The 13,740-nt window shown below is 58.5% G+C and carries 15 protein-coding genes; 10 read left to right on the top strand and 5 right to left on the bottom strand.

What is annotated here, in order from left to right; translation table 11 throughout:
* Positions 1–193: 193 nt before the first annotated feature.
* A complete protein-coding gene (locus ACXAJT_RS24960) occupies positions 194–823 on the bottom strand; it encodes a HipA N-terminal domain-containing protein (RefSeq protein WP_475240864.1) in 630 nt (209 codons plus the stop codon).
* A 227-nt stretch (positions 824–1,050) separates the two neighbouring features.
* Complete coding sequence (locus ACXAJT_RS24955; protein ID WP_475240859.1) at positions 1,051–1,332, bottom strand: hypothetical protein; 282 nt, start codon at positions 1,330–1,332, stop codon at positions 1,051–1,053.
* A gap of 446 nt (positions 1,333–1,778) precedes the next feature.
* Between ACXAJT_RS24955 and ACXAJT_RS24950 the strand changes: the two genes are divergently transcribed.
* From ACXAJT_RS24950 to ACXAJT_RS24940, 3 genes are all read left to right on the top strand, one after another.
* Complete coding sequence (locus ACXAJT_RS24950) at positions 1,779–2,327, top strand: hypothetical protein (RefSeq protein WP_475240857.1); 549 nt, start codon at positions 1,779–1,781, stop codon at positions 2,325–2,327.
* A 159-nt stretch (positions 2,328–2,486) separates the two neighbouring features.
* Positions 2,487–3,122, top strand: coding sequence for a hypothetical protein (locus ACXAJT_RS24945; protein WP_475240854.1), 636 nt, complete (start codon positions 2,487–2,489; stop codon positions 3,120–3,122).
* Positions 3,123–3,394: 272 nt separating this feature from the next.
* The gene (locus ACXAJT_RS24940; RefSeq protein ID WP_475240851.1) at positions 3,395–3,988 is read left to right on the top strand and encodes a L,D-transpeptidase; all 594 of its coding nucleotides are present in this window, start codon (positions 3,395–3,397) and stop codon (positions 3,986–3,988) included.
* A gap of 96 nt (positions 3,989–4,084) precedes the next feature.
* Here ACXAJT_RS24940 and ACXAJT_RS24935 read toward each other — a convergent pair whose 3' ends face one another.
* From ACXAJT_RS24935 to ACXAJT_RS24925, 3 genes are all read right to left on the bottom strand, one after another.
* Positions 4,085–5,143, bottom strand: a complete 1,059-nt coding sequence (locus ACXAJT_RS24935; RefSeq protein WP_475240847.1) for a hypothetical protein — start codon at positions 5,141–5,143, stop codon at positions 4,085–4,087.
* A gap of 104 nt (positions 5,144–5,247) precedes the next feature.
* Entirely contained in the window at positions 5,248–7,341 is a 2,094-nt protein-coding gene (locus ACXAJT_RS24930; RefSeq protein ID WP_475240845.1) for a competence protein CoiA family protein, read from the bottom strand.
* Positions 7,342–7,562: 221 nt separating this feature from the next.
* Positions 7,563–7,739, bottom strand: a complete 177-nt coding sequence (locus ACXAJT_RS24925) for a hypothetical protein (protein ID WP_475240842.1) — start codon at positions 7,737–7,739, stop codon at positions 7,563–7,565.
* Positions 7,740–7,898: 159 nt separating this feature from the next.
* Here ACXAJT_RS24925 and ACXAJT_RS24920 point away from each other — a divergent pair, with 159 nt between their 5' ends.
* The 7 genes from ACXAJT_RS24920 to csgH all read left to right on the top strand — a co-directional run bounded on the left by ACXAJT_RS24920 (position 7,899) and on the right by csgH (position 13,410).
* Positions 7,899–8,303, top strand: a complete 405-nt coding sequence (locus ACXAJT_RS24920) for a curli assembly protein CsgF (protein ID WP_475240837.1) — start codon at positions 7,899–7,901, stop codon at positions 8,301–8,303.
* Positions 8,304–8,366: 63 nt separating this feature from the next.
* On the top strand, positions 8,367–9,275 hold the full coding sequence (locus ACXAJT_RS24915) for a CsgG/HfaB family protein (protein ID WP_475240833.1): 909 nt from the start codon (positions 8,367–8,369) through the stop codon (positions 9,273–9,275).
* Positions 9,276–9,474: 199 nt separating this feature from the next.
* Positions 9,475–10,443, top strand: coding sequence for a hypothetical protein (locus ACXAJT_RS24910; RefSeq protein ID WP_475240828.1), 969 nt, complete (start codon positions 9,475–9,477; stop codon positions 10,441–10,443).
* A gap of 73 nt (positions 10,444–10,516) precedes the next feature.
* The gene (locus ACXAJT_RS24905) at positions 10,517–11,725 is read left to right on the top strand and encodes a hypothetical protein (protein WP_475240825.1); all 1,209 of its coding nucleotides are present in this window, start codon (positions 10,517–10,519) and stop codon (positions 11,723–11,725) included.
* 149 nt (positions 11,726–11,874) lie between these two features.
* On the top strand, positions 11,875–12,528 hold the full coding sequence (locus ACXAJT_RS24900; RefSeq protein ID WP_475240822.1) for a hypothetical protein: 654 nt from the start codon (positions 11,875–11,877) through the stop codon (positions 12,526–12,528).
* Between the two features lie 5 nt (positions 12,529–12,533).
* Positions 12,534–13,025: a hypothetical protein gene (locus ACXAJT_RS24895; RefSeq protein WP_475240815.1), complete on the top strand. Its 492-nt coding sequence runs from the start codon at positions 12,534–12,536 to the stop codon at positions 13,023–13,025.
* A gap of 13 nt (positions 13,026–13,038) precedes the next feature.
* On the top strand, positions 13,039–13,410 hold the full coding sequence (gene csgH / locus ACXAJT_RS24890) for a curli-like amyloid fiber formation chaperone CsgH (RefSeq protein ID WP_475240811.1): 372 nt from the start codon (positions 13,039–13,041) through the stop codon (positions 13,408–13,410).
* Positions 13,411–13,740: the final 330 nt, after the last annotated feature.

Here is a 13,740-nt window from a genome sequence, read left to right as displayed (position 1 = left end):
GGCAGTCAATCTGACCTCGTAGATAATGTTCGGGCCTTCTGCTTGGGATTTGGGATCTCGTATTAAGGACGGTGAGGGCCGCCATCGCGCGTACCCTGTGTTTGCTATGGAAGAGATCATTTCTTGACGGCAGAGCCCGTCTGGGCAACCTTATCAGGGTATCCGGCCACCGGATGCCACTCGACCTGCTGACCTAAGCAGCCAGATTTTCCCGACATAGGACGTTTTCAGTGGCGACAAAAGGGTCTGGGTACCATTGCCCGTCCGTCTTCGATCGCGTCATGAGCGCTTTCGGCCATTCACCTTGGACACCGCTTGAGCCAGATGCCAGATGCGCGTACCGATCAACGACGTCGAGAAAGATGTCACTTTTGTTTGCGATGTCCTGATCCGAGATCGGAGGGCACCAGATCCCCTTAAGCCGCTCGGTCTCAAGTTCCCATGCCTCTTTAATCCTGAGGTTACCGATCGGTGTCCCGCCAGCGCGCAAGAGAAGCTGCATATCCAGTTCGGGCGCATTGCGGGGAAGGCTCAGGTCCTTTGCGATCCTCTCCCGGGCGACCCCTTGCGGCATAAGGTCCAAGAGCCAGGGCGGCCAGCGATCCAGGTAGACATCTTCAAGTGATGCCGGGCAGTTAACGGACAGGGCGCGACGATCGATTACCCAGTCCTCCGAGTTCGCAAGGACGAGGTCGAAAATATAGTCGTCGTCATAAACTATTTTAGACGGCCCACGGATCCCAATTTCGGGGTCAGCAAAGTCGATTGTCGCAGCATCGTGCCAATGTCCATCGACATGCGCCTGAACCGTGAGCGTCTCCATTTATGTATACCTTTGATGATACATAAGACATGTATGCCCGCCTACGCGTATCATTTCAAGTATACATTTTGGGCAATCCCAGAGAGGCGAATGTCTTTGGCTCTCGGTATTCGTCGGTGCTTGGAGGCTGTCAGGATGCCAGAGGTAGGCGCATAGAAATTTCAGTCGGACGCAACCCTGGCTCTTCGGCGACTTAGAAAGCCTACCCTCGAGGTTGCGATCCAGCGTCATTGCGAGAGACACTGTCCCTCCCAGGTCCGACCAACATCGAGGGTGAGCTGGTCCTCAGGGAGACCATAGATCCACTGGGCGACCATGGTGCCAGTGTCCCGATCCAAAGCCCGGCGCAGCTCTCGCTCGGTACGTTTTTCAGAGACTCCGTCCTTACGCGCCTGAACTGCCTCCATGACGATCTTGGCCGAATTTTCGCAGCTAAGCGCCTTGTGGCTCTGCGCCGATACAGGTGTGGCGGCGAAAAGCGCCATCCAAAGAATTACAAGGTTCCGCATTGTTTGCACCCCTTACACAACCGTATCGCTCACATAGTCATGTGCGAACAAAGTGTCACGGGCGCACCTCTGTTCGATTTTGCACAATTCCCCCGCAACGGAAAAGCTCAGGAATCTTGTCCGGAGGCGCACCGCGAACGACAATGTCAACCTCACTGGAGTGGTGTCGCTCGTACCTCGCATGTAAAGCTGGTCTCCAAGGAGGGGAATTCGAATGTTGGCGAAACTCTTGCATGTCTTTCACAGAGAGCCAAAATCTGGGCGCTCGACGGTCGTGGGGAAAGTTGACGCTGTCAGAACCCTGACAATGCCCTCGGGAGAGAAGGTAAGAGTTGTCCGCGACGACATTCTCGACCGGGCCCTTGCGAGGTTTGAGAAGTCCTCACGACGGTAGAGCGTCTCGATTGCACCACGTCTCGTATGTCCACAGAACCAAGGAGACGTCGATGCCCCAAACAGACCACTACGCACAGTTGCTGAAATTCAGGGAACCGCAGCTAAGCGGGCACACACATATGTTCGTCCAGGTGACCGTCACCGAGAACGCCGCGGAAAACGTCGTCACCGGCCTACCGCTTCGAGCGCCCACTGAAGTCGTGCCCCGGTCTGTTGAGGGGGAGTTGGCTGCGGCAGTGCTCGAAAACTTTTCGCCAGTTGGGCTGCTGGAGGACAGCACTGATTGGTGGCTTTATCAGAAGGACCTCGTAGCCTGTGATAGCTTGTTCAGAATGCTTCAGGGCGGATTTTCAGAGTTCCATATGGCAGAAGACGAAGACCGTCTTTTCAAGATCGACTACGCTATCTCCTCCGGCCCCAGAGGTGACGATGGCTTTCGGAAGAGGCACGCAATCACCGAACAAGCGGTGGAATTGGACAAGATATCCCACCGGGTTCAGGCCCTGCTGCGGCATGCGAACATCAATGAGTGGAGCTACCTCTCCGACTTGGCCGAATACTGCGACTGCATCCCTCAGCCCAGTGTCAACGCGCCCTAGTTTTCATGATAGAACACTGTTGTTTGCACATGATGTTGCAACGGCCTGAGGCGTTGATATCGTTAGCACAAACGATTGATGTCTTGGGCCGAGGCCAAGGGCTAAGGGGTGACCATGCGAAATGACGGGCCGCGGCGCGCGGACAACGAACGCGGTGAGATGTCGGAAGACAACATGGCGCGCCCGGGAAAGGCTTACTCAAGCGGCGCTGTTGAAGACTACGGATGCGGTGTCTGCCGGAAGGAGAGCGGCTACTGGGACAACGATGGTGTTCTGGTGACCGGCAATGAAGGGCAGGGGCGTTCCTACATCTGGACCATAAGAGGTCCTGCAGTTCCTCCCAAATGCTCCCTCTGTGATGCCTGCTTGGCCAAGATCCTCGAAGGCGGGGGCCTGGAGCTCATCGAAGATCGTCACACTGAAACCAAGCTCGAACTGAGCGATGCGGCCAAGACCGAGCTTTTCGCACACGGGGCCCGTGCAGTGGTCGCCGACTACTGGGATGTCGTGGGTGCCAGCACAGATACTGCCTCCATTGGTCAAGGGGTAATCTTGCCGCCAACCACTGCTCAGATGGACCTCATCCGATCCTTTGCAGAACGCATTTACTCCGGAAGCGACCGGCAGGAGGCAGGCCGTGCCTATGCGCTCTCAGCATTAGCTATGGGCATGAGCGAACGTGATCCAGGCTTCGATACGGCCGCCCAGCGCTTTGGCCCCAAGTCAAAGGAAGAGCGCGAGCGCGAAGCTCTTTGGGCGGAGATCTACGCCATGGACCTGAACGGCGGACACTAGCAAGCAAGCAGACGGACGCTCCAGAGCACGTCACTCATACGCCTCAGGCACATCCACAAACCCGTCGCGATCACAGCGCCGCGCCAAGAGTTGCACTCGAATTTTGGAACCCAGCGTGCCCCGCACACATTCTATCTGCATGAAAGGCGGCTCAAATACGTGCTGCTTGCCAATAGATGAGTGCGGCGCACATTGCCTAAGCGCCAGTTAAGATAACCGAAGTAGTCTTCTCTGGCCGATCAACATCGGGTCGGTGAAGGAAAGGAACACGCATGAATGCCTTCACGACGCGCCGACGCGCATTGAAGCTCGGCCTCGCTTCCGCAACAGGCCTCGCAGTACCCTCTATTCTTAGCGCGCAGACCGCCCCCCAGCCGGCCCCCAGCGTGACAGCACCACAACTCATTCGCTTGGCCAACCCCCTTCCGCCAAGTGAAGTGCACGTCTATCCGGACGCGTTCCGGCTCTTCTGGACGCTTCCAGGCGGTCAAGCATGGGTATACCCGATCCGTGTGGGCCGCGATAGCTTGTACGAACCCGGTGAGTACTACGTTGGCGCCAAGAAAGAGTGGCCATCGTGGACTCCAACGCCCGGCATGATCGAGCGGGAACCTGAAAAGTATCAGAAATACGCAGATGGCATGCCGGGTGGCCCTGGCAATCCACTCGGCGCACGCGCGCTATACCTCTTCACGCCCGAGCGCGGCGACACCTATCTGAGAGTGCACGGGACCGATGACCCGGGCAGCATAGGGCGCGCCGTTTCAAACGGTTGTGCCGGCCTCATCAACGACCAGATCGTTCAACTGTACGATCAGGTGCCGATGAACGCGCGGGTCGTGCTGCACCCGAGGGAGCTGGTGTAACCACGACGTTCGTAAGAGGGCGCCAAATCGACTTTGGCGCCCTCGCGTTTAGGTATCACAGAGCTTGAACTTAGCGTTGCCGACAGCCGCTCGGGCTCACTCTGAAATCAAAGCGCCGACCACGCCATCCTTTCGGTAGCGTCCGACTTCCAATGCAGCTTTCAGATCGTCATAGGCCCACCCAATCAGACGACTGAAGTTGCGGGTCACATCCGCTTCCTCACTGATCTCTCCAACCTTGCGAGAGCCGAGGACATCCCATTCAAGTGTGGGCTCTCCATCCTCTTCGTTGAAGGTTGCTTCAGCGACGATCGCGAAGAAGTCGTCTCCATTGCGCACCGCCTCAAGAGCGCTTTTCTGCATCGACAGAAAGCTCATGAGAGACCATGCAAGCACCACCCTTCCGGGCTGCCCATCCAACACAATGGTATCCTCAAGGTCAGCCCAGTTTTGGGTACATGCCAAGGCGGCGAAGTTCCTCTCCGCATGCTGGCGATCTTCGCTCAAGTCCTCCGACTTCATTTCGAGGATGAAGTGCCGCGGCAGCTGTATCATGCGCCGGCCCTGCTCGGTCTCGAAAACGATTGATACGCGGTCGTCATCCAGCTCGGGCGCCTCATCAAGTCCGCTTTCGCGCTCGTCGATGACGCTTATGACGGATGCCAGTCTCTCCGCAACATGGCCGTCGTCTCGGTAGAGACCGGCAGCAATCGCCGTTGCCAGGTAATCGCGCTTCTCCACGAAACTACCGTAGACGTACTTCATTCCGACGTCTCGATCGACATCGCCAAGGTCGTAGGACATGAGGAAGTCCCACTGCAGATCATCTGGCTCACCATTTCCATCGCGCGTGGCTTCGGCAACAACGACAAAGAAGTCGTGCCCAGCCTGGAGAGCGATGTAGGCGTCGTCATGTGCCACAAGGAGGCGTGCCAGAGCCATCTTGAGCAGCTTGTTCCCCGTCCAGCCTTCTACAATTTCGATGTCCTGAAGGTCTTTGGCGTAGGGCGAGCACGAAAGCATGGCGAGGTCCAATTCATTCTTCTCTCGCCCTTCCATCGCTTCGCTGCGATCAATCTCCATAACCAGGTCTCTAGGGAGCGGCAGCGCGCCGCTGATCTCGTCGCCGGCGATGAAGATGTTGATAACGTCCATAAAAGTCCCCTGATGCCTTAGGTGCAGAAAAGCGTTTCCGGCGAGGGAGAGCAAGGGTAGCTGGCAGATTACCGTGACATCCGCTCGCGAACCAAACCGGGGGACTATATCTGAACCCATGTCGGAGAAACTGGCCGCTGGCGGACGTCGGCCAACGCCTTCAGGTAAGAGACCCGATGCCCGGCCAAGATCATCTCTAGCAGGGAGCGATCTTCCCCGGTCGGGACGCTGCCCAGCGCGCGCCGCTGAAAATCTTCGCCATACCCAGGCTTCTGCGACTTCTCGTGGAGAGTCTGCATCAGGGTCCGGATCCCACTCCAGTCATCATCACGTGCCAACCCCGGCAAGCCAGCACTTCTGTCACTCGATTTCGCGGCGATCCTCGAGGCGGTATAGAAGATCCATTCCTTGGTCGCCTGATCACTCGCAAACTCTGAAAATGAAGCTGCGCGCGCCAAATCCTTCGCAAACACTCGCGCTGGGCGCAGAGCGCTCTCCAACTTCTCCTCAGCCGTGACCTGAGGTCGTGACAAGTCCATGTCGATTTCTATCTGAAGCTCCGGAGCCTTCTCCCCAGCAAGTAACACCGATCCCACTACTGAATTTTTCAGGATTTCTTCGAGCCCTGGCCAAGTGCTCTGCAGCTTTTCAAAATGGGCCCGACAGCCGTGCGCCGCGGCTTTAGTTTTCGCGTCTATGACAGCCTGCAAAGGGCGCTTCTTAACATCAGCCAGGCGCCGCAAAAGGTCTGCCGCATCGACGACTTCCCCATGCTCGGTGACAAGGCCGAGCCCGAGCTTCCCCAGCAGATCAACGTCGGCACGGCGCCCGTATCGAGGGTGTCCATAGGTCGCTTCCCAGACGAGCTCTTCAAAGAAACCTGCAGGCGGCCGGACGCTCTTGGCGGCGGCATCCATCAGATACCGATCGACCTCAACCTCTCCCTGCAGAATGGTCGCATCATGAATGAGGTTCGCGCCATGAGGCCTGAGAGCGCAGGAAAGAGAGAGCACCGCCTTACGAACGTCTTTGTGGACTTCCCAGCGCTTTTCGATCGCGGTTTTTAAGTCCCAGGCAGGAGCTCCGCCCGGCTTCTCCGCACAGACAGCTGCCACACCCTCCAAAAGGGCAAAGCAGGCATCCTCGACGAAGTCTCGCTCCCTAAACCCGTGCCCAGTGAAGTCTCTCTCGGGGCGCTTGTATGCGTCCTTGACCCACCCAAGTTCTTGCAGGTCTCGCGCCGCGTCAGGAACAATTTTCAGGAAGTCTCGATCGGTGACCTCATCCCGTCCGAGCCAAGGGGCAAAGACAGACATCACACGGGTGCGCCACAGGTCGCCGGGCACTTTGAATATCCGGTCCTCAGATTTCACGGCCAAGATAACATCCTGAAACTGAAGGAGGCGCCACATCTCCAGGTCGCGCAGGGCTTGATCAGCTTCTTTGCCTTCAAGCAGCGTTGGCTGGACCCGCAACGCCTCCCTCCGCGCGATATCGCGCTCGTGCCGCTGAAGGATCGCATGGGACTGCCGGCGCTTGCGATCGTCTTCTTCTTTCTTCAGCCGTGCATCGGCCTCTTGCTGAAGTCGATCCCTGCGCGGGTGCAGCACCCACTTGCGCGGCGCCTCTTGAAGCACAGCCCTGGCCAGGCCTTCCTCATCTATATCCCGGTCGAGCTTAGACAAATCGATCTCGAGGACCGCGTTCTTCTGAAGCGCGAGCTTTCGCTTCCTTTTGCCATAGACAGGGTTCGTGACGTGGATCTCGATCAGGAGCCGGTGCTCTCCGCCGTACTTGTCAAAAGTTATCCCGATTAGGTCCGGACGCTGTGACCCTGCGTACCGCTCGACAAAAACCTGGTCGAAGCTCACAGTTGTGGCCTGCTTTAGGAGCTGTTTGCCGCCCACGTCGATGATCTCGATGGCCGGAAGCCGAAGGTTGCCCTGCTTGGCGATGATGTCCTTAGCCAGCCGGTGAACCGCCGTTTCCCCGGCAAATGCGCACTCTCCTCGCTTCCAGTGCGCAAAGCTGTGACGACGGACTGAACCATGCCGCGCGACCACCTCTTTCTGGCAGTCCGGGCACACCAAACCCGACTTCCCGTTAGGAGCATCGTCAACGTGGATGAGAGGGCCGTCTCGATTGCCGGGCTCCTGAGCGAATACTGTTCGAGGCCCGTCGCCGGTGGCGGCGAGCACACAGCGCAGGCTATCTACCTTGTCCGATCTATTCTCCAATCCCACGCGGAATACCACCCCAGGTAACCTGACCCAAGGGAACAATATGCGAACCGTTGTTCCAGTGGGCCAGAGCGTTCTTTATGAGGGTCACCTTAGACATGGTACGGCGATCCCTCTGAAACTGTTGGCGGCCAAATCACGGGCACACCCGAGCTGTACCGCGACCTTGTTGCTCTCTTCTATCTTCCGATAGCCATCGCCTCGACGAAGCGATGATCGCGCGGTGGGTGGAGAACCCATACTTCCAGCATTTCACCGATGAAACCTTCCTCCAGCACCAGCCGCCGATCCATCCGTCGTCGCTCACCGATTGCTGCCCCGAGCTCGCGGTGGTTGATCGCGGCTACCGCGGCCATGGCCAGTCAATACGGTAATACTTCACAGGCCGTTGACACAATTATGCCTATATCTTAGACAGTGAGTCGAGCTGAATAAGATATAAATTTTGTAACTGTTACTTTGTTAAAGCCAAGCGCTGCGGAGGGGAGTGGCCGATAATGAGAGGTCTGTTTTGCTTGAGCATATTTTTGTGCTCATCGAGCAGCGCTTTGTTTGCTCAAGACTTAGTTTTCAATCATACAAACCCAAGCTTCGGGGGGAGCCCCCTCAATTCTAACCATCTTCTGTCTTTGGCGGATATTCAGAACCAGCACACCGAAGACGCAAGCTCATCCTCATCTCAGGCAAATTCTCAATCCAGTCTGTTCGTTCGCCAATTGCAAAGCCGGCTCCTGTCGTCGCTTTCCAGCGGACTGACGGAAGTCATCACCGGCGCAGAACCCGGCGATAGCGATACGATCACCATCGGAGACCAAGAGATCTTTTACGACCGGTCCCTGGACTCGATCAAAGTGGAAATCACCAATCTTCTTGACGGCTCCAGCACCGAGATCGTCCTGCCAGTTGTTCAAAGTGAGTAAGGTACAAGGTCTTTAGGTATGCTTTCGTTGTTTGGTTCTACACAAAGGCTTCGGCGAGCTGTCGTGGCCCTGGGACTGATGAGCGCCGCCGGATGCACATCATCCTACCCGGTTGGCGAGGAGCCACGCACGCCGTCTCCGACGGCGACCCGGGCTGCTTTGTACCTCCTTCCGGAACCGCAGAACCGGATCGATGTAGCGATCTACGGCTTCGAAGACGTTTCGGGTCAGTACAAGCCCGAAGAGTTCCAAACCCTGTCGAGGGCCGTGTCGCAAGGCGGCGGACAGATTCTGATCGATGTGCTGCAGGACACCGGTGATGGGTCGTGGTTTCGCGTGGTAGAACGCAACAAGCTGGGCAACCTGCTGCAAGAGCGCCGGGTCATTCAAGAGATGCGGCAGACATATCTGGGGGAGACCGAGGTGAACCCGGGAGCGCTTCCGCCGCTTCTTTTCGCCGGAGTGATCATCGAAGGCGGTGTGGTCGGCTTCGACAGTAACACAACCACCGGGGGAGCCGGGGCGGCGATGTTGGGGATCGGCGCACAGACCGAGTACCGAAAGGACTCGATCACCGTCAATCTGAGGACCGTGAGCGTCAAGACCGGCGAAATTCTTGCGTCGGCCCGCGCCGAAAAGTCGATCCTATCAACCGGGGTGAGTGCATCGGTGTTCCGCTATATCGACACCGATCGGATCCTAGAGTTGGAAGCTGGCACCACAACAAATGAACCCGAAACGATTGCATTGACGCGCGCTATAGAAAAAGCCGTCTACAGCCTGATCATGGAGATGGCCGAGGACAATTACTGGGATTTCGATGATCCGAACGCCGAGGCAGCATTGTTGTCTTTGCACCGCGAATCTGGAGAATCTCTAACTATTGATACTATTTCGAGATTGCTAAATGATAATTCCCGCGCCGCCCCAAATGCGGCGATAGAGGCCGCCGCCACAGAGGTTAGCGGCTAGGGTGACAGAAAAATAGGTCAGAAATATTTAAAGAATTCGCTCAAGGAGAGCGAATAAGGGGAGCACGGCGGTCACAGGCTGGACACCATAGTCGCCGCGCTCCGTTTAGCGGCTGCATTCGCAGCTACCAAACCAGCACCTTGGGATGCCTCAGGTGCGTATAGCGGAGGATTACCGCATGCGGAAGAATTTACTCGCAATGACGTCCATGTTGTCGCTGATTGTTGCGGCCCCAGCACTCGCCAACGACAGCATGATCTCGCAGATCGGTGGGTCGAATATGATCACCGTGGATCAGAGCGGCGGCAATGAAGGGGCCTCGACGATCAACCAAATCGGCAGTAGCCTGACAGCAACTGTCACGCAGGCTGATGACCCGAATGTCGGCACCCCTGACTTCAGCGTTGCGGCCAACAGCTCGACCATCCAGCAAGAGGGCAGCGACGCCACTGCAAACGTCAACCAGACCGGGGATCCCGGCGAGACACCCGGCAATATCTCTGAGATCTCGCAGTTCTCGGATGGCGTGAACCCGACGCTTGCCGACGTCAGCCAGAACGGCGCGAACAACTTCTCCAGCGTGGAACAGGGGCGTGATGTGGAGCCGGAGGACCGCAGCGGCCAGACCGCGATGGTCACCCAAGACGGGGTGGATCACACCTCGACCGTCCTCCAGCGCGGCAACCTGAACGACGCGACGGTTGACCAGTCCGGCAGCGGCAACACCTCGGACGTCACCCAGTCCGGATTGGACAACGTGGCCAATGCAACCCAGTCGGGTATGGGCAACCTGAGCACCATCACCCAAGGTGCGAACTTTGGCCAAGCTTCGGTCAACCAGTCGGGCGATGCCAACACCAGCGATATCATCCAGGACGGTCGCGCCAACAGCTCGATCGCCGCCACGATCTCTCAGTCTGGCAACAACAACCTGAGCAATATCCTGCAGACCTCGCTGGTGAGCGGCGCGGGCAGCGCCGATCAGTTCGCCGAGGTGACCCAGGCAACCGACAACAACGAGTCGTTCATCACCCAAGATGGTGGCGACCCGGTGGTCGATGCCTCGAACCCCGGCAACTCGGCGACCGTCTCTCAGACGTTCACTTCCGGGAACTACTCGAACATCGCCCAGTCGGGCGCCGGAAATACCGCGAACGTGATGCAGTGACGTGACATTCCGCCCGTGCCCGCGAACCGCGCGGGCACGGATGGACAGTATTTTCAGATCGGGAATTCAGCGAATGAAAGAGCTTCTTTCAGCGACGGCGCTTGTCATGTCGTTGGCCGGCACAGCTTTGGCAAACAACAGTACAATCGAACAGATCGGCGCTGCCAATGCCGCCTCGGTCAATCAGACCGGCGGGGTAGGCGGGTCCTCCAACATTTTTCAGAGCGGCGACAACGATATTGCAGACGTAATGCAATCCGATGGCGGATTTGCGGATGCGAACATCTCGAGCATCCAGCAGCTTGAGGGATCCGGCGTCCAAACTGCGTCGGTCACCCAGAACAATGCGGCCGGTGGCAGCGTCAACACCGCAGAAATTGTTCAGGATTCGACCCAAGGCGGCAATGCTGCGAGCATCGACCAGAACGGCGATGAAAACCTCGCACGGGCGCAGCAGGGGCCGGGCTCCGCCGAGAACTGTACGATCTTCGGCTGTTCGCAGACTTCTCCAGAAGACATCACCAACAGCTCGGCCTCCATTCTTCAGACAGGCAGTGCGAACATTGCTTCGACCATGCAAATCGTCGGGTCGAACGGAGGTGACAACAACGTGGTCACCGTCGAGCAGGGCGGCGAGGGGAACGAGGCCAGCGTGTTGCAGGGCACCGGCGCGGTCGCTGCAGGGGGGATCTTCACACCTTCGGTCCCGAATGCCGCCTCCAACGACAACGACAACCTGGCAAGTATCGGGCAATCGGGCACGTCGAACCTTTCGGCGATCGAGCAGGGCGGCGAGTCCGGTCTTGCCAGCTCGCTGCAGAACGGCACCTCGAATGAGTCGACCATCGGCCAATCCGGCGGCACCCCTGGCTTCGGCAACACCGCCATGGTCGATCAGAGCGGGACCGGCAACACCAGCCTCGTGTCCCAAACCTCGTCCAATGGTGATCTCCCGATCGTGCCCGACAGCTCGACCGCCATAGTGATGCAGGACGGGACAGGCATCAGCAGCACCGTTTCGCAGATGCCGCTTGGCGGGCACTATGCCTCGGTGTCGCAGACAGGGCTCTATCACAGCAGCAACATCGAGCAGGACGGTCTGTTGAACACCGCAGATCTGACCCAGCTGGGCGAGTCCCAGAGCAGCACGATCTTGCAAACCGGCCCGACGATTGCTGGCCCAATTGGGAATATCGCGACGGTCAGCCAGACGGTCACCCATGGCAACACCTCGACGATTTCGCAGCGCGGTGTCGGCCATAGCTCCAACGTGATCCAATAACTGCTCAAGACACGGCATTGCCCGCCAAGGTGCGGGCAGTGCCAGTTTCGCAACCCAGCGCACCACTAAGCGCGGCAACCGTACGACGGGACGCTCTAACAAAGGCGGCACCATCGGTCCGGCCCCGAACGTCCAGCGGAGTAAGCGTTATGCCCAGAACACTCCTTCTTGCCGCAGCACTCAACACTCTGTGCCTGCTTCCTGCCGGGGCCAATGAAAACGTCGCTCAGATACGGCAGATCGAAACCGGCAACCGAAGCGTGGTGGATCAGTCCGCAGCGGATGGCGGCACGGTCTCGGTGGATCAGATCGGCAGTGGCAATTCGGCGATGGTGACGGATCTGAGCAGCCAGAGCGCCTTAGTTCTCAATCAGGCCGGCGAGGAACAGCGCATCTTCGTTCGTCTCGGTGGCTCCGGCAACGCCGGAAATGTCGAGCAATTCGGTATCGGCAACGCCGCCGAACTCACCATCTCGGGCGACATTAACAGTTTCGCGATCAGCCAGTCGACCAACAGCGAGACCGGGGATCTGGCAGGCAATGAGATCGTCCTCACGCAAGAGGGGGTCGGCAATATCGCCCTGCAAACCCAGATCGGCCAGAACAACCAGCTGACGCTGTTTCAGGGCGGCGTGTCGAACTTTGCTGACCTACTTCAGGACGGCGACAACAATGCCATGAACCTCGAACAAAACGGCGATTTAAACTCTGCGACGCTGCGACAGTACGGGGTCAATGCGCCGCCGATCTCTATCACCCAAAACGGCGCCGCCACGGTCGAAATCACCCAGCGTGCGGAGTAGAGTAGGTGCCCCGAACGCTCTTCAAAGCCAGCATCGGGTTGATCGGGCTCTTGGCCGCCGCATCGGCGCTGCTTGCGCAGTCGGATGGCGACCTCTCGCGGATCGAACAGATCGCACCCGGGGCCGCCGACAGCCCCGAAGACCTTGGCATCATCGCAGACCGTCCCTTTGGTGTGCCCATTCCTCAACCCGATTGCTTCGGGCAGGAGGAGTGCCCGTCCCTCGCGACGGACCCAAGAGCGCGCCAAGACAGCCAAGATGCCGCCAGTGCCGAGCCGGGCGGGTTTGAGCCAGTCCCAAGCGCGCCGCCGCCCGGAGACACCGTCGTCGTTCGCGAAGATGGTGTGTTCATCGTGACAGATGACGACGGGCCTGGGGCTTCCCCCCAGGCCCAGGAGCCCCCCGAGGGTCTTCCGAAAAACCAACCGTCGGGCCCTTCCGAGGAAGAGCCGGGCATCCGGCTTGAATTCCCCCCGAAGAAAAGGGTTCCCCACTAAGAAAGGCAGACCCATGAAAGCGATACTTTCCCTTGTTTGCGTTCTGGCGATGACCCCGCCGAGCCTGCGCGCCGAAACCGCAGCGGACGCGTGGATCACCGCCACCCAGGAAGACGGGTTCGTTCTCTTTGAGAGCTTTGCCACGCTCGCTCCGGGCGCGTCGGGCAGGTATGACGTCACCGCCACGAAACAGGGGACCGGCGGGCGCAGCGTCAGCCGACAGGCGGGCCGCATCCCCGCTAGCGCGAAAAGCGAGCCTCTTAGCGTATCGCGGATGTCAGTCGAGAAGGGTGCCGTCCTGACGGTGGAGCTGGAAGTGACCAGCGACAACGGCGAGGTCTACCAGGACAGCGTCTCGGTCGTTGGCAATCCGGAAAGTCCCTAGTGTTCGCCACCTGACAGAAGATGCCCGACGGAAGCAGGGTGTCGGACACTGGTCCCGCATCCTGTAGCGAAGAGCTCAACTAACTGCTTCGAGCCCAGACTTGCCCTCGGGGGGCCGCGCCTTCGCTGCGAGGGCATTCGACCGGGGCCAGCCCAAACTCGACATCCCTCTCGAGTTACCCCGCACGGTGAAACGGACCTTCACCCCACGACCATCGGACGGGCGAGGAGCGGACTTTCCGTAAACGCTGTCGCCGCCCCACATTGCCGACGGGATCAGCCATTGCGAGTTGATACGCATCCAAAGAGAAGGAGTGCGTTTCGCAATGTT

The organism is Salipiger sp. ABF4_146, assembly GCF_056161345.1.
The sequence above is the reverse complement of the archived record's forward strand: the minus strand, read 5'-3'. Positions and strand labels throughout refer to the sequence as shown.